Here is a 20851-nt window from a genome sequence, read left to right on the forward strand (position 1 = left end):
CCCGCTAGCCCACATCCTCGGAGGCCACCGACATCGCCTTGATGATCGCGTGGCACGCCATCCCCTCGGTCAGGCGAAGTGCCTCGACCGAGCGGGTGGTGAGCCGGGCCAGCAGATGCTCGTCACCTATCTTCAGGCGCACGTAGACGCTGGGCGGACCCGCGGGGCGCAGCTCCGCGACCGTGACAGGCAGGATATTGAGCGCGGACAGCCCCTCGGGGTGCCCGACCGCCAGTGTCACGTCGCCCGCATGGATGCGCAGCCGCAGCGATTGGCCGGGCTGGCCCGCCGGATAGGGCAGCAGCACCGGCCCGCCTGCGGTCTCGATCCGGGCGAGCCCATCGGCCTCCTGCGCCTGAACCCGACCCGAGATCACCGCGCCCGCTTCGCGTTGCCCGAGCGCCGGGGCGAGCTTCGGGTCGGACAGGATTTCGCGCGCCGGGCCGAAGCCGCGCAGGCGTCCGGTCTCGATCAGCGCGATCGAGGTCGCAAGCCGCGCGACCTCGGCGGGGGCGTGGCTGACATAGAGGATGGGCAGTTTAACTTCGTCCCGTAACCGCTCGATATAGGGCAGAATTTCCGCCTTCCGTGCGGCATCGAGCGCGGCCAGCGGCTCGTCCATCAGCAGCATGCGCGGGTTTGACAGGATCGCACGACCGAGCGCCACACGGCTCTTCTCTCCGCCCGAAAGTGCGGCCGGACGGCGCTCCAGCAGTGCGCCGAGGCCGAGCATCTCGATGATGCGGTCGAACTCCGGCGCGGTCTTGGAGGTGTTGAAGCGCTGCCCGTAGAGCAGGTTCGATTTCACGCTGAGATGCGGGAAAAGCCGGGCGTCTTGGAAGACATAGCCGATACGGCGCTTGTGGGGCGGCAGGCAGATGCCGGCCTCGGTATCGAGCAGCACCTCGCCATTCACCACGATCCGCCCCCGGTCGGGACGCAGCAGCCCGGCGACCGCGTTCACCACCGTCGTCTTGCCCGCGCCGGACGGGCCGAACAGCGCGGTGACGCCTTCGGGCGCGGTGAAATTGACGTCCAGATCGAGCGCGGGCAGGCGATGGCTGAGCGAGATTTCCAGCATCAGTTATGCCCCGCGATCCGCGCCGCGATCCGTCGCGCCAGCCACTCCGAGACCAACAGCGCGCCAAGCGCCAGCGTGACCGAGATCACCACCAGCCGCGCGGCATCCGCCTCGCCGCCCGGCACCTGCAATTGCGAATAGATCGCGAGCGGCAGGGTCTGGGTCTGGCCGGGAATGTTCGATACGAATGTGATCGTCGCGCCGAATTCGCCCATCGCCTTGGCGAAGGCGGTGATGCTGCCGGCAAGGATGCCGGGCAGGATCAGGGGCAGGGTGATCGTTGCGAAACTGGCGATGCGTGAGGCCCCGAGGGTGGAGGCCGCCTGTTCCAGCTTCGGGTCCACCGCCTCGATCGCGAGCCGGATCGCTCGCACCATCAGCGGGAAGGCCATGATCCCGGCGGCCAGCGCCGCGCCGCGCCACGAGAAGGCGACCGTGATCCCGATCCTCGCCAGCGCCGCCCCGATTATCCCGTTCGGCGCGAAGCCGATCAGCAGCAGATAGCCGGTGACGACGGGCGGCAGGATCAGCGGCAGATGCACCAGGCCGTTGACGAGGCTGCGTCCCGGAAAGCGCCAGCGCGCCAGCGCATAGGCCACGAACAGGCCCGGCGGTAGCGACAACAGAGTCGCCCAGCCCGCCACTTTCAGCGACAGGACAACCGCTTGCCAGTCGGAGGGCGACAGCCAGCTCATTCCAGCGTCTCGAAGCCTTGGTCGTGGAAGATTTTCGCCGCCGCGTCGGATTTCAGCTCGGCATAGAAGCTTTTGGCTGCGTCGCTGTCGGCAAGACGGGCCGCAGGGTAGCGGATCGGCGGGTGACTGTCCGCGGGGAAGGTCGCCACGACATGCACGCGCGGCTCGGCCACGGCATCGGTCGCGTAGGTGATGCCGTAGGGCGCTGCGCCAAGCGCCACCATCGCAAGCGTCGCGCGCACGTTATCGGCCTGCGCGACCTCGGGTTCGACCTTGGTCCAGAGGCCGTAATGCTCCAGCGCCGCCTTGCCGTATTGGCCTGCGGGCACCGCGTTCACCAGCGACATTGCGAGCTTGCCGCCATTCAAAAGTTCATCGAAATCCAGATCCGGCGAGATCTTTACCGATTGCGCCTTCGGGTCGTGCGCGATCAGCACGAGGTGGTTGGCCAGCAGGTCCGCTTGCGTCTCGATGCGGCCTGTCTTCGCGACCGTCTCCATCCAGCCGGGATTGGCGGAGATGTAGATGTCGGCCGGTGCCCCGGCGGCGATCTGACGGGCCAGCGCGCCTGAGCCCGCGTAGGAGATATGCGCCACATCGCCGGTCTTGGCTTCCCAGCCTTTCGCCACCTGATCGAGCGCGGTCTTCATCGAGGCGGCGGCAAAGATCGTGACGTCATCTGCGCGGGCGGGCAGCGCGAGGCTCGCCGGGATCAGCGCAAGGGCGAGGATGCGGGGCAGGGACATGGGGCCTCCTTCGATATGTTCCGCCATACATATTGCAGCGCAGGCCGCCAAAGGCAAGCGCACGGAGCGATGAGAGGGGCGCAAAAAAATGGGCCGGCGCATCGCTGCGCCGGCCCGATCGGGTCGTCTAAGGGAAAGGCTTAGCCGCCCGAGTTTTCGTTTTGCGCGGGCACGGAGGCCTGGTCGCCGGACGGGTAGCCCGGACCCATCAGCTCCCCATCGACTTCCTTGCCGTAGAAGCCCTGGTGCTTGTGGTGCCATTTGTCGAAGGCGTCCTTCACCGTCACGTCGCCAATCTGGCGCGGGTCGTTCGGGCGCGGATGGCTGTCGACGAAGGCGGCCACGTCCCAGGCTTCCTGCACGCTGAGCTTGTTCGGCTCCGAAAGCGGCATGTTGTGCTTGATGAAGGCAGCGGCGGCGTCGACCTTGTGCATGCCAGCCCCCCAGTTGAAGCTGTGCGGCCCCCAGAGCGGCGGGAAGACGACCTTGCCGTTGATGTCCTTCTGGCCCTGACCGTCGGCGCCGTGGCAGACCGCGCAGTTTTGAGCGAAGACCTCTTCGCCGCGCTGGCGCGAGGGCTCTTGCGCGGGCTTGTCGATCTTGCCGAAGCCTGCGCCTTCCGGTTTCTCGCCCGTGGGCAGCCCCTTGGACATCCAGAAGAAATAGGCCTGCAGGTCGCGATAGACATCCGAGCCATAGGGCGGCGGGCCACCCGAGGGCGAGCCTTGCGCGTTCATCGAATAGGTGAAGCAGCCCTTGATGCGGTCCTCCATGGTATTCACCATTTTGTTCTTGCCGCGATATTTCGGATAGACCGGGTAGGCGGCCCACATCGGCGCGGAATAGGCCTGACGGCCCGCATCGAGGTGGCAGTTCGAACAGGACAGATCGTTGCCAACATAGTCGTGGGCGTTGGTGCCGGTATCGTTGAAGATCGCCATGCCGCGGCGCACCGATTTGCCGAAATCGTCATCGGGGATGGTGCTTTCCGCAGGCGGCTGGAACAGCGCGGCCTGCTTGCCGTCGCCGCCGCTTTGCGCCGCGGCGGTCTCGGCTTCGCTCTGGTCGCGGGTGGCGCCTGTCAGCCAGCTGGGGGCGAGGCCGAAATCGACGAGGAGCGAGCCCAGCACTACCAGCACGAGGCCGCCGCCCACCGCGAGGATCGCCCGCAGCACGGTTTGCCCGCGGGAGGATTTGGTCTCCCCGCGCGGAGGGATATCGGACGGGTGCTTGTTACTCATTGATCCACTCCTTCACGGACCGGGATGTTGCTCTCCATCGCGGCCAGTTCGGTTTTGTCCATCGCCGGCATCGGGGCGAGCGAGGCGAGGTAATCGGCCACGGCGCGGCGATCGGAGTCGTTCAGGGCCTTGCCGATCCCTGCCATCAGGCCGAGCGGCGAGTTATGGCGCGCGCCGCCTGCCCACATCGCGAGCTGATGCGCGACGTAGCTGGGTTGTTGCGCGGCGATCCCGGGGAAGTTCGGCGCGACGCCGACGCCCGAGGGCCCGTGACAGGTGAAGCAGGCCGGAACACCGATCGACCAGTCGCCCTGTTTGGCGAGTTGCGCGCCGCGCTTGAGATCGCCCTGCAGCGACGGTTTCGCGCCCGAGGGGCTGCTCATGCTCGCGTAGTAATTGGCGAGCTCGCCGATCTCGCGATCGCTGAGACCCTTCGCGACATAGGCCATCGAGTCGTTGAACCGGGTGCCTCTCTGGAAGTCATGCAGCTGCTTGGCCAGATAGGGCGCCGGAAGGCCCGCCAGACGCGGCACGGTCTCGATGCCTTCGCCCTTGTCGCCGTGGCAGCTTGCGCAGGCCCAGACGGTGTCGGTGCCTTTGCCCACGAGCTGGGCGACACGCTCGGAATCGGCGCCCTGATCGGCCGCTTCCGAGTTCGGCTGCGCGGGCAGGTCGTTGATCAGCCCGGCAAGCCCGGCCCCGCCATCGAACGGATCTTTGTCACCGGCGACCTTGCGGATATCGGCCACCTCGGGGGCGCTGATCGTCTTGGCGTCGTCGTTGAGCCCGGTCGCGACATAGGACGCGATTTCGGAAATCTCGGTGTCGCTGAGTACCGAGCCGAAGGCGGGCATCTGGCCTTCATAGCCGTCGCCATTGACGTTGAGCTTGCCGCCGATGCCGCGCATCACGATATGGGTGACGGCTTTTGCGCCGCCCAGCTTCACGACATCCGAGCCGTGCAGCGGAGGGAAGGCGCCGGCCACGCCTTCGCCCGCATCGCCGTGGCAGGTGGCGCAATTGTCGGCAAACAGCGTCTTGCCCGCATCCAGATCGGGGGCCGCGGCCTGAGCGAGCTTGGTGCTATCCTCCTTGGCCACCTCTTCTTGCGTCTTGTCGGCAACCTGAACGGCGGTGCTGGTCTGGACCAGCATGATCACCCCCCAGATCGCGAGGGCGATCGCGATCGAATAGACGGGCCACGGGATGCGGCGGGTTTCCTCGAACGGCTCGAAGGTTTCGTCGGGACGCCGGGGATCGGGTTTCTTGTCGGTCATTCTTGTCTCCCTGGTCTCAGTTCGAGGCCGTGGTGGCATCGGTCGCGTCGCGTTGCTTTTCGGCGATCAGCGCGTAGCCATTGTCGCGCAGGCCGTCCTTCGGCGGGGCGTATTGGCGCTTCATGCCCTGCAGATAGGTCACGAGGTCGAGCGCATCCTGCTTGGCCACGATCACTCCGGATTTCGGCGCGTATTGCGCGGGCAGCTTGACCACCACATCGTCGGGCCCGGCCTTGTCCTTATGCTCGAAGAGGTAGGGGTAGGCGGGCATGATCGACCAGCTCGCGATGGCGCGTGGCTGGTAGAGGTGGGTCAGCTGCCAGGCCTGCGAGGGCAGGCGGTCGCCGATATCCATCAGGTCCGGCCCGGTGCGCATCGTGCCCAGCTGGTGGGGGTCGTCATAGGCGTAATCGCCCGCGACCGAGGCGCGGCCCCAGCCACGTTCGGCATCGGGGGCCTGCGCCAGCGAGCGCGGCTGCTGCGAGTGGCAATAGAGGCAGCCCATCGAGACATAGACGGCACGTCCGCGCGCCTCGGCCTCGGTGTAGGGTTTGAGCCCCTGCGACGGGCCTTGCGCGCTGATCTGCATGCCCGGCGCGATCACCAGGAACAGGGTCGCGAGCGCAAGGATCGCCAGCGCCGTGATTGCGAGAGGAAGATAGCGGTTCATTCTGCAGCCACCATGTTTTCGGTTTCGGTCTCACGGGTCTTCTTGGCGAAGCCGATTGCGATGAGGTTGATCGCCAGCAGCACGTGGCCCAGCGTCATCAGCCCGCCGCCGAGCGAGCGGCCTTCGAGATAGGGCTTGAGCAGGATCACGCTGTCGGCGAAGGGCTTGGTCGCATCGAGCTGGGCGAGGCCCTGCAGGATGCCGCCGATGGTCAGCGAGAAGAAGTAGACGGCGAAGCCGATCACGTTCAGCCAGAAATGCCATGCGATCATGCGCGGGAAGGGCCAGTATTTGCCCGTTGCGCGCGGCACGATCTGGTAGATCGCGCCCATCAGCACCAGCGACACGAAGGCATAGGCGCCCAGATGCGCGTGCGCCACCGTGTAATGGGTGAAGTGGGTGATCGTGTTGACCGAGCGCAGTGCCTCGATCGAGCCCTGGAACGAGGCCAGCGTATACATCACCGCCCCGAAGGAGATGAAGCGCAGCGGCATCGACTCCTTGAGCGCCCAGAGGTTGCTCGCCACCGTGACGTGCTGGTTGATCGCCACCGCGATGACGGGGACGAACATCATCACGGAGTGCACGACCGAGAGCGTCACCAGCCAGGTGGGGACGGGGCCGCCGATCAGGTGGTGGATGCCGACCTGGCTGTAGAACAGCGCCAGCGCCCAGAAGCCCACCAGCGACAGCGCGTAGGAATAGACCGGTTTGCCGATGATTTTCGGGATGAAGTAATAGGCCGTGCCCACGCCCAGCGGCGTCAGCCACAGGCCCAGCACGTTATGGGCATACCACCAGTTCATCGTGGCCTGCTCGACGCCGTGATGGACGCCGGGGATGTTCGCGACGATGAACAGCACCGGGAACCACAGCACGCCTGCAAGGAAGTACCAGCCCGAGACATAGATGTGATGGACGTTGCGGTTCTTCGCGGTCGCGATCAGCGGGGCCACGAAGCACGCCGCGCCGGCGGCGAGGATGATGTCGATCTGCCACGGGATCTCGAGCCATTCGAGACCGTCGGTCCAGCCGTTCGCGATGGCCAGAACGCCAGCCGCCAGACCGATATTCCACAGCACGATCCCGACTTTCAGAAGGCCCGTCATGCGCAGGTTGGTGCGGAAGATGCGAGGGATGATCCAGCACACGGCCGCAAGCCCGCCCTGGCTCGCCCAGCCATAGGCGACGGAGTTCAGGTGGACCGTGCGCATCCGCCCGAAGGTCATCTGCGCGGACCCCGACATCAGGTCGGGCAGGTGGAGTTCGAGCGAGGCGGCCAGCCCGTGCAGCGAGCCGTAGATCAGCCAGAACACCGCCGCCGCGATGAGCCACATCACGACGCTGGAAGAGTTCGCATCGATGCCGCTGCGGGCGGTGTCGAAATGGTGGGGCTTGTCGGGATAGTCGATATCCGCGCCCTCGCCGGGCTCGAAAATGGTCCGCGCGTCATCGGCGTCTGGCGTGTGGACCTGCTTGTTCGCGATCGCCCAGATCAGGATCGTCAACGCCAGAAGCGAGATGACGAAGCTGAGCGCGAGCAGCAGGCCGAGCGTTTCGGTGATTTGCATAGGCTGGCTCCGGTGTCAGACTTGACCCGGGCCGAGCCGGTGCGACGCGTGGATGCTCGTCACTGTTCCATTCTCCCTTTAGCCCGGTTGGTCGGTTTGTTTTCATGTCTCTTTCACGAGCAATGCACGGCAGCGTGATCAGTTCCAAACATGCAGATGTTTGCAGATGTCGGACGCACCGACGCCCGCGCAGGGACGATCACGACCATGTGGCGCGGGGCCGTATGTTCGCGAACGCTAAGGATGATGCAGTCACGGGGGCGCGACCACCTCATCTCACGCGATGATGAATTTGGTTGAACGGACCCTGCGGCATGCGTTCCTGCGCGGAAAGCGCACGCGTCCGGGCATGCCTTATTTTTAACGCGGAAAGCCGTCGTTGGGGCACTCGCAATGTGCTCCCGCGGTGCTGATCGGGGCAACGAATGCGTGATCCGTGCCTCACGTTTGCCGTGAGACGGGTTGAAGCGTGGGCCGAAGTTCCAAGGGGAAGGGCGGCGTGCCGATTTGCGGGGCCCGGGAACCGGGCGGGGCCTCGGCGCGATTCTGGTGCAGGAACGGCGACAAGGGCGGCCTCTCGGACCCGCCCACGGCGCGCCGCGACGGGGGCGATGGAAAGGCAGGGATCACAGTGGCCACGAAGGAGAATTTCAAGGACCACGCCGCGAATGAACGGACCTTTCTGGCCTGGCTGCGCACGGCCATCGCGATTGTCGGCGTCGGGCTGACGGCCGCCAAGCTGACCCGAGCGGATATTCCCGGCTGGTCCGATCTCGCGATGGTGCTGAGCGGCGGGGTGGTTGTGATCCTCGCTTTCGTGCGGATGCGGATGCTGCGCGCCCTGATCGACGCCGAGGAAGCGCCGGACGAAAAAGGCACCAACTGGCCCGATCTTCTGCTCTTCGCGCTGGCGATCGCGCTCATGGTTCTGCTCGGGATTTTCATCCTGCATGTCCGCTGACGCCCTTGCATCTTCGCCGCTGCGCGGGCTTGATGCCGCCAAAATGAAGGAGGACATCACATGAAACTTCTGCGTCATGGGCTGATCGGGGCCGAGAAACCGGGGTTGATCGACGATCAGGGCGTGATCCGCGACCTGTCGGGGCAGGTTGCCGATATCGGGGGCGCGGTGCTTTCCGATGACGGGCTGGCCGCGATCGGCTCGCTCGATGCGTCGGAGCTGCCTGTCGTGCCGGAAGGCACGCGCCTGGGCGCGCCGGTGGCCGGGATCGGCAAGATGATCTGCATCGGGTTGAACTATGCCGATCACGCCGCGGAATCCGGTTCGCAGGTGCCGCCCGAGCCGCTGATCTTCATGAAGGCCACCTCCGCGATCCAGGGCCCGAACGACCCGATCGTGCTGCCGCGCGGCTCCGAGCAGACCGACTGGGAGGTCGAGCTGGGCATCGTGATCGGCAAGCCCGCGAAATATGTCTCGGAAGAGGACGCGATGGATTACGTCGCGGGGTTCGTGCTCGCCAATGACGTCTCCGAGCGCAGCTATCAAAAGGATCGCGCGGGCCAGTGGACCAAGGGCAAGAGCTGCGACAGCTTCGGCCCGCTCGGTCCGTATCTGGTGACCCGCGACTCCGTGGCCGATCCGCAGAAGCTGGCGATGAAGCTGAGCGTGAATGGCGAGGTGATGCAGAACGGCTCGACCGAGACGATGGTCTTCGGTGTGAAGAAATTGGTGAGCTACCTCAGCCAGTTCATGACGCTGCATCCGGGCGACGTGATCTCGACCGGCACCCCGCCGGGCGTCGCGATGGGGATGGAGACGCCGCGCTTCCTGCATCCGGGCGACGTGGTGGAACTGGAGATCGAAGGTCTAGGCAAGCAGCGCGCCGAGGTCGTGGCCGACGCCTGATCCGATCGCAAAGAACAGGGCAGGGCGCGCGGGTCTCTCGCGTGCCCTTTTCTATGGGCGCTTACAGCCGGATCGGGTCGTCCTTGGCGATCCGGTCGAACTCCATCAGCGTCTGAACGAGCTTCGGCATCTGGTTCAGCGGGATCATGTTCGGCCCGTCGGACGGCGCGGTATCGGGCGCCTCGTGGGTCTCGATGAACACCCCCGCAATCCCGAGGCTGACGGCAGCGCGCGCCATCACCGGCGCGAATTCGCGCTGACCGCCCGAGGAGCCGCCCTGTCCGCCGGGTTGCTGCACCGAATGGGTCGCATCCATGATCACCGGGTAGCCGGTCTTGGCCATCTCGGGCAGGCCGCGCATATCGGCGACCAGCGTGTTGTAACCGAACGACGTGCCGCGCTCGGTCAGCAGGATATTCTCGTTGCCCGTCGAGGCGACCTTGTCGGCCACGTTCGGCATGTCCCACGGCGCGAGGAACTGGCCCTTCTTGATGTTCACGACGCAGCCGGTCTCGCCCGCGGCCAGCAGCAGATCGGTCTGGCGGCACAGGAAGGCTGGGATCTGGATCACGTCGACCACGGCGCCCGCGATGCGGGCCTGTTCAGCATCGTGGATGTCGGTCAGCACCGGGCAGCCGATCTCGGCGCGCACCTCTTCGAGGATCTTCAGCCCCGCGTCGATGCCGAGGCCGCGCTTGCCCTTGAGGCTGGTGCGGTTGGCCTTGTCGTAGCTCGCCTTGAAGATGAACTGTGCGCCCGCCTGATCGCAGGCGCGGGCCATTTCCTTCGCGATCATCATCGCATGGTCGCGGCTTTCCAGCTGGCAGGGCCCCGCGATCACCGTGAGCGGGCGGTCGTTCGAGACGGTCAGCCCGCCAATTTTCACGTCTTTCATATCTCACTCCGCAGCCTCGTGACGGGCCGCTCAGGGGTCAGCTCGAGACCTGCTCGCGCAGGACCGAAGCTGTGAGCGACAGCATCAGATAGATGCCCGAGAAGATCAGGAAAGCCAACAGCGTGTTCTCGAAAGCGCGCGGATAGGTGGGCTCGTCCGGGGCGACGGGGCGCACGCCCATCTCCAGATAGCGCACCTGCTTGTTGGCCTCGATCCGGGCGGTTTCCATCTGCTGGGCGGCCGCCGACAGCAGCATCTGCCGGGTCTGCAACTCGCCCTGAGCGATCTGCAGCTGGCCGGTGACAGCGGCGAGCGACTCGCCCCCCGTGGATTGCCGTGCGGTCGTCAGCTGGCTGCGCGTGGTGTCGAGAAGCGCCTGAATGCGCTTGATATCGCCCTGCACGCCCGCGACCCGCGCCTGATTGGGCCGCGGATTGTCGAGCAGCTGCCCCAGTTCGAGACGTTTCTGCTGCAACTGGTTTTCCAGATTGGCGACCTGACCCATCACCATCGAATTCTCGCTGACGGGATCGAGCACGCCGACCTTTTCCTGCAGCTGCTGCACCTTGGATTGCGCCGCGAAGACCTTGGCCTCGGCATCCTCATAGCTTTCGCGCGCGCCCTTCATCTGGTCGTCGCGCAGCCGCGAAGTCAACTGGTCCACCTGCTGTTCGGCATAGGAGATCAGCGACTCGGAGAATTTCTGCGATTTCGCCGGATCGGGGGCGACCACTTCCATCTTCACGATGCCCTCGGAGGGGTCGTAGCCGATCTGCACCATCTTGGAATAGAGCCGGTAGGCCTGCTCGTCGGTCGCGTTTTCCGGCAGCCGCTGCAGCGGGTCGATGCTCTGGTCCTCGAAGATCTTCTTGAACCCCTGATCGCGGTCGAGTCGCTTCATCGCATCGCGCGATTGCAGATAGGATTGCACCGTCACCGAGTCCTGATTGGTGGCGAGCTGCGTGCCCGAGAACAGCGAGCCCAGCCCGGAATTGCCCATCCCTTCGGCTTTCTGGATCACGAAGGCCGATTTCGTCGCATACATCGGCGTGGCCATCGCGAAGTAGTAATAGGCGGCCATCAGCGTCGGCAGCACCACGAAGAAGCCCAGCCGCGCGCCCAGCAGCATCAGCTTGCGGCGGCGGCGTTTGGCGATGTCGCGCTGGATGCGCAGGATCTCGGCGGCGCGGCGGTCCGCGTTCATTACCTCGGTGGAGGGGACCTGACCCTGCTTGATCGTCTGCGGCAGGTTCACGCGGGTATCGGCGCCCGGCCCATCGGTGCGCGCCAGCGCCCGCGAGGTCGCTTCCGCCTCGCCGGGTTTCACCAGCGCCACGATATTCGAGCGGTCGAACGGGTCGATCCCGCGGCGGCGCAGGAGCAGCACGGCCTCGAAATCGGAACTGGCCTGAACGCCGTGTTTCTGGGCCATGCGGCGCGCGAGGCGCAACTGGCGGCCCGTCAGCCCCTCGGCGCGGATCGCGTCGATTTCTTCCTCGGGGGTCCGCTGGCCCGCATCGATCACATCTGCGCCGGTCTGGCCTGCGGTCGGGAATTTCTGATCGCCGAACCCGTCATCCTGCGGCTCGAACAGGTTGGACGGATCGTCCGGCTGGCGTTGCGGTTGCGGCTTGCGCTGTCGTTGCGGCTGCGGCGCCTCCGAGGAAGGCGCGCTTTGCGCAGCGGAGGCGGCGGAGGCGTTGGAAGCGCGCGGCGTGGCAGGCTCGGAGGCGGCGTAACCCGCGCCCGATTGCAGCGGCATAGCCCCCAGTTGCAGCGAGCCATCGCTCCCCGTGATCACCGGACCATCGCGGCGGATACGGAATTTCGGGGCCTTAGGACTGGTAGTCATACAACCGCTTCGCTTCTTCCAGAGTGTCGAACTGATAAAGTTGGCCGTCGCGCAGCACCGCCGCGCGATTGCAGAATTTCTCGATCGTGGCGGGCTGGTGCGAGACCACGACCACGGTGGAATCGCGCAGCCGGTCGCGCAGGATCGAGCCTGCCTTGCGGTTGAATTCCACATCGGTGGTCGAGGGCATCCCCTCGTCGATCAGGTAAATGTCGAATTCCAGCGCCAGAAGCAGGGAAAACGTGAACCGCGCGCGCATCCCCGAACTGTAGGTGCCCACGGGCTGGTCGAAATATTCCGCGATGCCAGTCAGCCAGCGTGAGAAGGCTTCGACATAGTCGGGGTCGAGCCCGTAGAGCCGCGCGATGAAGCGGGCGTTCTCGCGTGCCGAGTGTTTCGAGACGACGCCGCCCATGAAGCCCAGCGGGAAGGACACGCGGCTCGAGCGGCGAATGTCGCCCTCGTCGGGCTTTTCGAGCCCCGCCATCATGTTGATGATCGTAGTTTTTCCGGTGCCGTTGGGCGCGAGAATGCCGAGGCTATGGCCCAATTCCACACGGAAGCTGGCGCGTTCGAGGATCACCTTGCGCTGCTTGCCGGTCCAGAAGGATTTGGAGACGTTCTCGAATACGATCATAAGCTCTCGGTCCGGGTCTCCAATTATACGCGTCTCGCCACTAAATCACGGGGGGCGCAGGCTGAGAACCCACCTAACCTTGGATTTGGGCAGGATTATGTTCACTTGGAGGAGGGTTATGCAACGAGGAACACATTGACACCAGAGAGGAAACTATGACCCGACCCGTGCAAGAGGACATCCGGGCCTGTCGCATCTGCGCGGCGCGGTTCCGGGCGACGGCCACGGGGCATTCTCCGCGACCCGTCGCGTGGTTCGGGGCGGGGGCGCGAGTGCTGATCGTGGGGCAGGCGCCGGGGCTTCGGGTGCATGAGACGGGCGTGCCGTTCAATGACCGCTCGGGGGACCGTCTGCGCGACTGGATGGGCGTGGACCGCGAGACCTTCTACGACACGGCCCGCATCGCGATCGCGCCGATGGCATTCTGCTTTCCGGGCTATGACGCGAAGGGCTCGGATTTGCCGCCGCCTTTGATCTGCGCCGAGACGTGGCGCGACCGTGTCATGGCCGAGATCGGTCCGGTCGATCTGACGCTTCTGGTGGGCGGTGCCGCGCAGCGCTGGCATCTGGGCACGCGCAACGTGACCCAGACCGTGATGGGGTGGCGAGACCACGCGCCGCGCCTCTTCCCCTTGCCTCATCCGTCCTGGCGCAATACGGGATGGCTGAAGAAAAACCCGTGGTTCGAGGCCGACCTGCTGCCGGTCCTGCGCGCGCGGGTGAAGGAGTTGACATGACCCCCTATGACCGCGCCCATGCCGCGATGGAAGCCGAACCCGAGAACGAGGCCAAGCGCCTCGCCGTGTTCGACCGTCTCGCCGATGCCGAGCTTTTCCTGCTTCTCGAGGAAGAACCCGAGGACGAAAACATCAAGCCGCAGGTGTTCTCCACCGAAGAGGGCGATTTCGTCCTCGTCTTCGACACCGAGGATCGTCTGGGCGAATTCGCCGACGGCCCGCAGCCCTATGCGGCGCTGCCGGGCCGGGTGATCGCGCAGCATCTGGTGGGCGAGAATATCGGGCTGGGCGTCAATCTCTCGGTGGCGGAATCGGCGATGCTTCTGCCGCCCGAGGCGCTCGACTGGCTGACCGAGACGCTCGCGCATACGCCGTCCGAGGCGCAGGGTCGCCCGGTGGAATTCACCGCTCCGGGCCTGTCGCCTGCGGTGATCGCGCTGCTGCTGCCCGCGTTCGAGGCGAAGCTGCATCAGCTCGCTGGCATCGCGCAGGCCGCCGTGCTGGGCGGCGTGACCTATGAGGACGGCCACCGGGGCCATGTGCTCGCGGTGATAGGCGCGCATGAGCATTTCCGCGCCGGGATCGCCAAGGCGATGGGCGAGGCGCTGACCTTCTCCGGGCTCGATGCGGGGGAGCTGGACGTGACTTTCCTCGAGCCCGAGGAAAAGGCCGCGCAGCTTCTGCTGGACAAAGGCCTCGTGCTGCATGTGCCCGAGCCGGAAGAGGAAGAGGTGCAGGAGATCGTCCCCGGTTCGGCCCCCGGCATGGACCCGAGCAAGCCGCCGAAGCTGCGCTGAGGCGCGCCCGGCGGCGCTCGCTTATCGGTCGGACGCGGTCTCTGCCTCGTCCTGTTCGCCCGTCACCTCGTTCTTCACCTGACCCCATGTGAGCAGCGTGAAGACCGCCGTGCCGCCCGCGACATTGCCCGCCAGCACCGGCAGGAAGAACCGGCTGAACGCTTCGGCAAGGCTCATCTGGCCTGCCCAGACCAGCAGCCCCGCCTCGACCGAGCCGGCGATGACGTGGGCCGAGCCCGAGGCGGCGAGCAGCCATGTCATCGCGAGGATCACGAGGAAAGAGCTGCCCTGCGCTGCGGGCATGATCCACACAACGGCCGCAATGATGATCCCTGCAGGCATCGCGCGGTAGAAGTTCTGCCCCATATCGCCATCGGTCGCGTGACGCGCCACTGCAAGTAGGCTGTCGGTCATCTCGTCGGGGATGACATGCGGGATGCTCAGGAAGCCCGAGGCGATCGCGCAGCCCAGCACGTTGGAAGCCAGCACGATCGCCCAGAGCCGCAGCATCTTCAGCAGGCAGGTCAGCGAGCGATCCGCCACCACCGGCAGCACGGTCGTGATCGTGTTCTCGGTGAACAGCTGCATCCGCCCGAAGATCACCACCATGAACCCGGCCGAATAGCCAAGCGACTCGACCAGAATTCGCCAATCCTCGTCGGGCAGACGGGCGTGCAGGCTCGCCTGCGCGATCACCGACAGGCTGATGAGGATGCCCGCCGCGAGACCTGACCACACGAGCGAGATCAGCGGGCGGTTCAGCTCCTCGTCGCCGTCATGACGGATCACGGCATAGATCAGCCGCGCCGACAGGCGCGAAGCCTGCATCACCGAACGCTTTTCATGCCTTTCGCGCACGGCGTTCGAGGATTTCGCGCTCTCGTCGTCGGACTGGTTCTGATCGTTACTTTGGGAACTATGTGATTTCATTCATCCTGAACACCGTCAGGCGTGCTTTGTTCCCAAGGCGCGATCGCATCATCCCTGTTCGCTGGCGAACACCTTGTCGATCATCGCCTGCGTACCGCGCGCGTCCTCGAGCGTCCATATATAGGGGGCGCCCTCGGTGACATGGCGCACGAAGGCCTCCACCTGGATCACGTATTGATTCACGCCCGGATAGCGGATCACCGCGTCCGGTTTGCCCTTGCGGATCAGGGTGACTTCGGCCTGATCGAAAACATTCGCGTTGAATGGGCAGGTGAGGCGGATGAGCCCCTCGGAGCCCTGAAACACCGCCTCCTGACGCGGATGCAGCCGGGTGGAGGTCATCGCGCCATAGGTGAAGCGGCCCTTGTCGCCGATCATCTCGCCGGTCACCTGTGCGAAGGTGTCGACATCGTTCTCGCGATGGATGACGGCGCGCAGATCGCCCGGTTCGGCCCGCGCGGCGAAGCGCACGCAGGAATAGGCATAGACGCCGATATCGGGGATCGAGCCGCCGCCCATCTCCGGCTTGTTGCGGATATTGGTGGGGTCGGGGTTGTTGAAGGTGAAGGCCACATCGGCGTGACGCAGCTCGCCGATCGCGCCCGCGTCGAGCCAGTCGCGCACCTGCTGCCATTGCGGGTGATGCACGATCATATAGGCCTCGGTCGCGAATTTGCCGGCGGCGTCGCGCGCTGCGATCAGCCCGTCGATCTCCTCGGCCTTCATCGAGATCGGCTTCTCCGTCAGCACATGTTTGCCCGCCGCCAGCGCCTTCTTCGTCCATTCGACATGGAGGGTGTTGGGCAGCGGGATATAGACCACGTCGATCTCGGGGTCGGCGAGCAGCGCGTCATAGCTGTCATGGACTTTAAGATCGGGCGCGAAGGCCTTGAACGGGTCGGCTTTTTCGGGGCTCGACGTCGCGAGCGCCGCCAGCCGTGCGCCCTCAGCGGCGTGGATCGCCCGGCCCATATGTTCGCGCGCGAATTTCGCAGCCCCCAGAATGCCCCAGTTCAAAACGGTCATGTGATAGCCTCCCTTTCTCGCCGCGATGGTAGCGCAATCAGGACCGGGTGCAACGGGGGCGCGTTGACCGGGTGTCCCGCATCGCTACGCTGCGTCGAAACGGAAGGGGGCGTCGGAGATGCGAGTGATCACTATGCTTCTCAGCCTCGGGCTGACGCTTGCCTTCGGCTATGCCTATTACGCGCAATATTTTCGCTGGCGGAGCTGCTTCAACGAAATGGGGCGCTGCTTCGATCCGGAGGAGGGCGTGGTCTATCATGCGCAATCAGGCGCGGTCTGGCTGGCGCTCACCTGCATGGCCTCCGTCGTTTTCCTTTACCAATTGCGGCACATGACGCGGGCGCGGCGATAGCGAGCGGCGCGGCGCAAAGAAAATCGCCGCCCCCAGTTGGGAACGGCGAGATACTTCGACACTCGTTACCAGTCGCGCGTCAGTCGGGCACGTTCATACCTTTTTCGCGTGCCAATTCGGTCATGCGCTTTTGCAGCTTCTCGAAGGCGCGGACCTCGATCTGGCGGATACGCTCGCGCGAGACGTCATAGACGCCCGAAAGCTCCTCCAGCGTGACCGGGTCGTCGCGCAGGCGGCGCTGCATCAGGATGTCCTTCTCGCGATCGTTGAGGACGTCCATCGCGTCCATCAGCATCTCGCGACGGGCTTCCATCTCTTCGGTCTCGGCGTAAGCCTCGGCCTGATCGGCATCCTCGTCTTCGAGCCAATCCTGCCACTGCGCGGCCCCGCCTTCGTCACCGGCGCCGATCTGCGCGTTCAGCGAAGCGTCCGAGCCCGACATGCGCCGGTTCATCGAGATCACTTCTTCCTCGGTCACGTTCAGATCGGTCGCGATCTGTTTGACGTTCTCGGGGCGCATATCGCCGTCTTCATAAGCGCCGATCTTGGACTTCGCCTTGCGCAGGTTGAAGAACAGCTTCTTCTGCGCCGAGGTGGTGCCCAGTTTCACGAGGCTCCACGAGCGCAGGATGTATTCCTGGATCGCGGCGCGAATCCACCACATCGCGTAGGTCGCGAGGCGGAAACCCTTTTCGGGATCGAAGCGCTTCACAGCCTGCATCAGACCGACATTGGCCTCCGAGATCACCTCGGCCTGCGGCAGGCCATAGCCGCGATAGCCCATCGCGATCTTCGCGGCGAGACGCAGGTGCGAGGTCACCATTTGGTGCGCGGCCTCGGTATCCTGATGATCGGCCCAACGCTTGGCCAGCATGTATTCTTGTTCCGGCTCCAGAAGCGGGAACTTCCGGATTTCCTGAAGATAGCGGTTCAGCCCCTGCTCAGGACTCGGGGCCGGAAGGTTTGTATAGCTCGTCATCGTCTCCCATGTCTCCCTTTTGGCGGCTGCTCAATATGGGGATATCTCCCCGTTCTTTCAAGAAACGCAGGGCAGTGGCGATTGGTTCACCGAAAGCCGCCCTGACGCAGTCGCATAGAAAGATCAACGTATCGTAACGGGATTTCCGTCGCGATTGTGTAAAAAAACATCTGACGCCTCACAAGATCGGGGCGAGGACCGACATCAGATTGTTGATGATTTTCCAGTGAAGGGGCCATTCCGCGATGCGCTCCGGGCCGATCCGGCGGGCCTGCGCGATCCAGTGACGCTGGCGTTCGCCAAGTGCGAGCCCCAGTTCGTGATCCTCGATCAGCACGCAATTCTCGTAATTCAGCTCGAAGCTGCGGCGGTCGAGATTGGCCGAGCCGAGGATCGCCACGCGGCCATCGGCCAGCAGCGTCTTGGCGTGCAACAGGCCCGGCCCATGCTCCCAGATTTCGACGCCCGCCTCGGCCAGCACCGGATAGAAGCTGCGCGCGGCATGGGCGACGAAGCGCGAGTCGTTGCGCCTTGGCACGATCACCTGCACCCGCACGCCCCGGCGCTTGGCGGCGCGCAGCGCCGAGGCGATCTCCTCGCCTGGCACGAAATAGGGGGTCGAGAGCGTCAGCGTCTCGCGCGCGGCCCCGATCACCGCAAGGAACACATCCGGCACCCCGCGCGTGTCCAGCATCGGCCCCGTCGCGAAGGCGACCGCCGTACCCGGGCGCGCGGTCGGTGCGGCGGGGGTCGGGAGCACGAGGTCCGAGATTTCCTCGCGGCTATGAGTCACCCAATCGGTCGCGAAAATATGCTGATGCTGGGCGGCGAGCGGCCCCTCGATCCGCAGCATCACATCCGTCCAGGGGGCGAAGCGCGCCTTGATGCGGAATTCCGGGTCGGCAATGTTGCGCGAGCCGGCATAGGCCACATGCCCGTCGATCACGGCGAGCTTGCGGTGATTGCGCAGATCAATCCGCATCGTCGCGAGCTTGAAAAGCGGCCAGCGGAAGGAAAAGGCGATGGCGGTCTTCACGCCGGCCTTCTTCATCGCCTTCCAGTGCCGCGACTTGATGAAGCCGCGCGCGCCCAGCCCGTCGACGAGGACGCGCACTTTCACGCCGCGCTCCGCCGCGCGGGTCAGCGCTTCGGCCATGGCGATGCCGGTCAGATCGCTCAGCCAGATATAGGTGATCAGGTGCACGCTCTGGGTGGCAGCGTCGATATCGGCGATTAGCGGTTCGAGCTGGTCGGACGGGTCGGGCAGGAAGGTGATCGCATCGCCGGTGCTGGGCGCATAGCCGTTGATGGCGGCGGCACGTGCAAAAGCCGCGCGATATTCCGGCGTGACGGCCTCGAGGTCTTCAGGCTCGACCGGATCGGGGGCGGGCAGGGCGTCCACCGTCGCCTGAAGCTTGCGCGCGATGCGCTGGTTGAGCCGCGTCTCGCCGATCAGGATGTAGAGGATGACGCCGAGAAACGGCACCGACAGGATCAGGACGGTCCAGCTTGCGCGCACCGCAGGCGGTTTGTCGGGACGGGTGAGCACCCGCAACAGCGCGAGCACCTGAGAGCCGAAGTGAATCAGCAGCGTCAGAAGCTCGGCCCACCAGACGTTCACGGGCCCGTGCCGCCGGTTGGGGGCGCGGAGGCCGCACGCAATGCGTCGATCAGCGCGGTCATGTCATCGGGCAGGGGCGCCTCGAAGGACAGCTCCTCCTCGGTGACCGGATGGATGAAGCCCAAAGTCGCCGCATGGAGCGCCTGACGCGGGAAGGCACGCACGGCCTCTGCCGCCGCAGCGCCCACCGCTTTTTCCGAGATCTTGCGCTTGCCGCCATAGGTCTGGTCGCCGATCAGCCCGTGGCCCGCATAGGCCATGTGGACGCGGATCTGGTGCGTGCGCCCGGTCTCCAGCCAGCAATCGATCAGCGCCGCCGTGCCGTTGAAATCCTCGATCGTCCGGGCGCGGGTGACGGCGTGACGGCCGCCATTGGCGACCACCGCTTGCTTCTGCCGGTCGGTCTTGTGACGCGCGAGCTGGGTGACGATCTTCAGCACGCCGCCTTGCTCGAAGCTGACGCCCTTAAGCCCGCGCAGACGCGGATCGGAGGCCTGCGGCACGCCATGGCAGAGCGCGCGGTAATGGCGATGCACCGTATGCGCCTCGAATTGCGCAGCCAGCCCGTGATGCGCCCGGTCCGATTTCGCGACGACCAGCAGCCCCGAGGTGTCCTTGTCGATGCGGTGCACGATGCCGGGGCGCGCCTCGCCGCCGATACCTGAGAGATTGCCGCCGAAATGGTGCAGCAGCGCGTTCACGAGCGTGCCTTCGGGCGTGCCCGGCGCGGGGTGAGTGACCATGCCCGCGGGCTTGTTCACGACGATCAGGTCGTCGTCCTCCCACAGCACTTCGAGCGGAATGTCCTGCGCCACCGTCTCGACCTCTTTCGGCGGCTCCAGCGCGATCTGATAGACCTCGCCCTCGGCGACCTTGGTTTTCTGATCGGTCACGGCCACACCCTCGCGGCTGACCGAGCCCTCCGCGATCAGTTTCGCCAGACGCGAGCGCGAGAGCGCCGCTTCCTCTGGCACAGCCGCCGCCAAGGCCTTATCAAGGCGGGGACCCATGCCGGGTCCGATCTCGATGCTGAGGATTTCCTTATTCATGTCCGACCTGCCTGACGAAGAGCCTGCCACCACGCTGCCACCCGATCTTCGCTTTCTCAAGATACTGGTGACCACGCTTGCGGCGGTGATGATCGTCGGGCTTGTAGCGATCGTGGCGCTGCTTGTCATCCGCTTGCAGCAACCCAATCCGCTGCCGCAACTACCCGCCGCTATCACGCTGCCCGAGGGCGCGCAGGCAGAGGCCGTGACCTTCGCGCGCAACTATACCGTGGTGGTGACCGATGGGGGGCAAGTGCTGGTCTATGACAAGGCCGGGCAGCAGGTCGGCGATCTGACGCTTGGGGCTGAGGGCGGAATGACCGATGGAAATTGATCTCGAGATCGAAGACGCCCGCTGGGAGACTGTGGGGCTGGAAGACCTGATCACCCGCGCCGCAACGCTGGTGCTGGAGGATCGCGGGGTCGAAGCCGAGCTCTGCCGCCTATCGGTTCTCGCCTGTGACGACGCCCGCATCGCAGAACTGAACGGCGAATATCGCGACAAGGCGAAGCCGACGAACGTACTCAGCTGGCCCGCCGAGGAGCGCGGCGCGGAGGACCCCGGTGCGCATCCCGAACCGCCCGCGCCTGATGTCTTCGGCGAAATCGAGCTCGGCGACCTCGCGATTGCCTATGAAACCTGCGCCCGAGAGGCTGAAGAACAAGGCAAATCCGTCGAAGATCACACGCTGCATTTGCTCATCCATGCGGTGCTGCATCTGTTGGGCTATGACCATATTCGCGACGAAGATGCGCAAGTTATGGAACAAATCGAAATCCGCCTTCTTGAAAGCGTAGGAATTCGTAACCCATATGTGTAAGACTAGA

22 protein-coding genes are annotated in these 20851 nt (G+C 65.2%); 7 read left to right on the forward strand and 15 right to left on the reverse strand.

What is annotated here, in order from left to right:
* Nucleotides 1–4: 4 nt before the first annotated feature.
* The 7 genes from modC to BMI88_RS15120 all read right to left on the reverse strand — a co-directional run bounded on the left by modC (nucleotide 5) and on the right by BMI88_RS15120 (nucleotide 7281).
* A complete protein-coding gene (modC, locus tag BMI88_RS15090) occupies nucleotides 5–1081 on the reverse strand; it encodes a molybdenum ABC transporter ATP-binding protein (protein WP_146673599.1) in 1077 nt (358 codons plus the stop codon).
* The gene (modB, locus tag BMI88_RS15095) at nucleotides 1081–1776 is read right to left on the reverse strand and encodes a molybdate ABC transporter permease subunit (RefSeq protein ID WP_078550091.1); all 696 of its coding nucleotides are present in this window, start codon (nucleotides 1774–1776) and stop codon (nucleotides 1081–1083) included. The genes modC and modB overlap by 1 nt, the downstream gene beginning before the upstream one ends.
* Nucleotides 1773–2522 carry a molybdate ABC transporter substrate-binding protein gene (gene modA, locus BMI88_RS15100; protein WP_078550093.1) on the reverse strand — a complete coding sequence of 250 codons (750 nt, stop codon included), beginning with the start codon at nucleotides 2520–2522 and terminating at the stop codon, nucleotides 1773–1775. The genes modB and modA overlap by 4 nt, the downstream gene beginning before the upstream one ends.
* Before the next feature lie 140 nt (nucleotides 2523–2662).
* Nucleotides 2663–3763, reverse strand: coding sequence for a c-type cytochrome (locus tag BMI88_RS15105; RefSeq protein ID WP_078550095.1), 1101 nt, complete (start codon nucleotides 3761–3763; stop codon nucleotides 2663–2665).
* On the reverse strand, nucleotides 3760–5040 hold the full coding sequence (locus tag BMI88_RS15110) for a c-type cytochrome (protein WP_168174001.1): 1281 nt from the start codon (nucleotides 5038–5040) through the stop codon (nucleotides 3760–3762). The genes BMI88_RS15105 and BMI88_RS15110 overlap by 4 nt, the downstream gene beginning before the upstream one ends.
* A 16-nt stretch (nucleotides 5041–5056) precedes the next feature.
* On the reverse strand, nucleotides 5057–5710 hold the full coding sequence (locus BMI88_RS15115) for a cbb3-type cytochrome c oxidase subunit II (RefSeq protein ID WP_078540647.1): 654 nt from the start codon (nucleotides 5708–5710) through the stop codon (nucleotides 5057–5059).
* Nucleotides 5707–7281, reverse strand: a complete 1575-nt coding sequence (locus BMI88_RS15120) for a cbb3-type cytochrome c oxidase subunit I (protein ID WP_246831900.1) — start codon at nucleotides 7279–7281, stop codon at nucleotides 5707–5709. Before BMI88_RS15120 ends, BMI88_RS15115 begins: the two co-directional genes overlap by 4 nt.
* A gap of 631 nt (nucleotides 7282–7912) precedes the next feature.
* Between BMI88_RS15120 and BMI88_RS15125 the strand changes: the two genes are divergently transcribed.
* The gene (locus BMI88_RS15125; RefSeq protein WP_078550691.1) at nucleotides 7913–8242 is read left to right on the forward strand and encodes a DUF202 domain-containing protein; all 330 of its coding nucleotides are present in this window, start codon (nucleotides 7913–7915) and stop codon (nucleotides 8240–8242) included.
* A 60-nt stretch (nucleotides 8243–8302) separates the two neighbouring features.
* The gene (locus tag BMI88_RS15130) at nucleotides 8303–9148 is read left to right on the forward strand and encodes a fumarylacetoacetate hydrolase family protein (protein WP_078550099.1); all 846 of its coding nucleotides are present in this window, start codon (nucleotides 8303–8305) and stop codon (nucleotides 9146–9148) included.
* Between the two features lie 61 nt (nucleotides 9149–9209).
* Here BMI88_RS15130 and kdsA read toward each other — a convergent pair whose 3' ends face one another.
* Genes kdsA through BMI88_RS15145 form a run of 3 tightly spaced genes read right to left on the reverse strand, consistent with a single transcriptional unit; the run spans nucleotide 9210 to nucleotide 12532 of the window.
* On the reverse strand, nucleotides 9210–10043 hold the full coding sequence (kdsA, locus tag BMI88_RS15135) for a 3-deoxy-8-phosphooctulonate synthase (protein ID WP_078550102.1): 834 nt from the start codon (nucleotides 10041–10043) through the stop codon (nucleotides 9210–9212).
* Between the two features lie 37 nt (nucleotides 10044–10080).
* Nucleotides 10081–11895, reverse strand: coding sequence for a capsule biosynthesis protein (locus BMI88_RS15140; RefSeq protein WP_078550104.1), 1815 nt, complete (start codon nucleotides 11893–11895; stop codon nucleotides 10081–10083).
* Nucleotides 11879–12532, reverse strand: a complete 654-nt coding sequence (locus BMI88_RS15145) for an ATP-binding cassette domain-containing protein (protein ID WP_078550106.1) — start codon at nucleotides 12530–12532, stop codon at nucleotides 11879–11881. The genes BMI88_RS15140 and BMI88_RS15145 overlap by 17 nt, the downstream gene beginning before the upstream one ends.
* 155 nt (nucleotides 12533–12687) lie before the next feature.
* Here BMI88_RS15145 and BMI88_RS15150 point away from each other — a divergent pair, with 155 nt between their 5' ends.
* Together BMI88_RS15150 and BMI88_RS15155 are read left to right on the forward strand one after the other, a co-directional pair.
* The gene (locus tag BMI88_RS15150; RefSeq protein ID WP_078550107.1) at nucleotides 12688–13269 is read left to right on the forward strand and encodes a uracil-DNA glycosylase family protein; all 582 of its coding nucleotides are present in this window, start codon (nucleotides 12688–12690) and stop codon (nucleotides 13267–13269) included.
* Entirely contained in the window at nucleotides 13266–14066 is an 801-nt protein-coding gene (locus BMI88_RS15155) for an SseB family protein (protein ID WP_078550109.1), read from the forward strand. The genes BMI88_RS15150 and BMI88_RS15155 overlap by 4 nt, the downstream gene beginning before the upstream one ends.
* A gap of 21 nt (nucleotides 14067–14087) precedes the next feature.
* Here BMI88_RS15155 and BMI88_RS15160 read toward each other — a convergent pair whose 3' ends face one another.
* Nucleotides 14088–14996 carry a formate/nitrite transporter family protein gene (locus BMI88_RS15160; RefSeq protein ID WP_078550110.1) on the reverse strand — a complete coding sequence of 303 codons (909 nt, stop codon included), beginning with the start codon at nucleotides 14994–14996 and terminating at the stop codon, nucleotides 14088–14090.
* A gap of 48 nt (nucleotides 14997–15044) precedes the next feature.
* On the reverse strand, nucleotides 15045–16022 hold the full coding sequence (locus BMI88_RS15165) for a Gfo/Idh/MocA family oxidoreductase (RefSeq protein ID WP_078550112.1): 978 nt from the start codon (nucleotides 16020–16022) through the stop codon (nucleotides 15045–15047).
* A gap of 124 nt (nucleotides 16023–16146) precedes the next feature.
* On the opposite strand from BMI88_RS15165, the gene BMI88_RS15170 reads away from it, so the two are divergent.
* Nucleotides 16147–16374 (forward strand): hypothetical protein, encoded by a 228-nt coding sequence (locus tag BMI88_RS15170; RefSeq protein ID WP_146673600.1) that lies wholly within the window; start codon nucleotides 16147–16149, stop codon nucleotides 16372–16374.
* A gap of 79 nt (nucleotides 16375–16453) precedes the next feature.
* Here BMI88_RS15170 and rpoH read toward each other — a convergent pair whose 3' ends face one another.
* From rpoH to BMI88_RS15185, 3 genes are all read right to left on the reverse strand, one after another.
* Nucleotides 16454–17353, reverse strand: coding sequence for an RNA polymerase sigma factor RpoH (rpoH, locus tag BMI88_RS15175; protein ID WP_078520844.1), 900 nt, complete (start codon nucleotides 17351–17353; stop codon nucleotides 16454–16456).
* A gap of 178 nt (nucleotides 17354–17531) precedes the next feature.
* Nucleotides 17532–18974, reverse strand: a complete 1443-nt coding sequence (gene cls / locus BMI88_RS15180; protein ID WP_168174002.1) for a cardiolipin synthase — start codon at nucleotides 18972–18974, stop codon at nucleotides 17532–17534.
* Nucleotides 18971–20023, reverse strand: a complete 1053-nt coding sequence (locus tag BMI88_RS15185) for an RluA family pseudouridine synthase (protein ID WP_078550116.1) — start codon at nucleotides 20021–20023, stop codon at nucleotides 18971–18973. Before BMI88_RS15185 ends, cls begins: the two co-directional genes overlap by 4 nt.
* Here BMI88_RS15185 and BMI88_RS15190 point away from each other — a divergent pair.
* A complete protein-coding gene (locus BMI88_RS15190; protein ID WP_078550118.1) occupies nucleotides 20022–20357 on the forward strand; it encodes a DUF6476 family protein in 336 nt (111 codons plus the stop codon). The genes BMI88_RS15185 and BMI88_RS15190 overlap by 2 nt on opposite strands.
* The gene (ybeY, locus tag BMI88_RS15195) at nucleotides 20347–20844 is read left to right on the forward strand and encodes an rRNA maturation RNase YbeY (RefSeq protein WP_078550119.1); all 498 of its coding nucleotides are present in this window, start codon (nucleotides 20347–20349) and stop codon (nucleotides 20842–20844) included. The genes BMI88_RS15190 and ybeY overlap by 11 nt, the downstream gene beginning before the upstream one ends.
* Nucleotides 20845–20851 lie beyond the last annotated feature (7 nt).

The sequence above is a fragment of the Thioclava sp. F36-6 genome (assembly GCF_002020305.1).
Lineage (GTDB): Bacteria > Pseudomonadota > Alphaproteobacteria > Rhodobacterales > Rhodobacteraceae > Thioclava > Thioclava sediminum.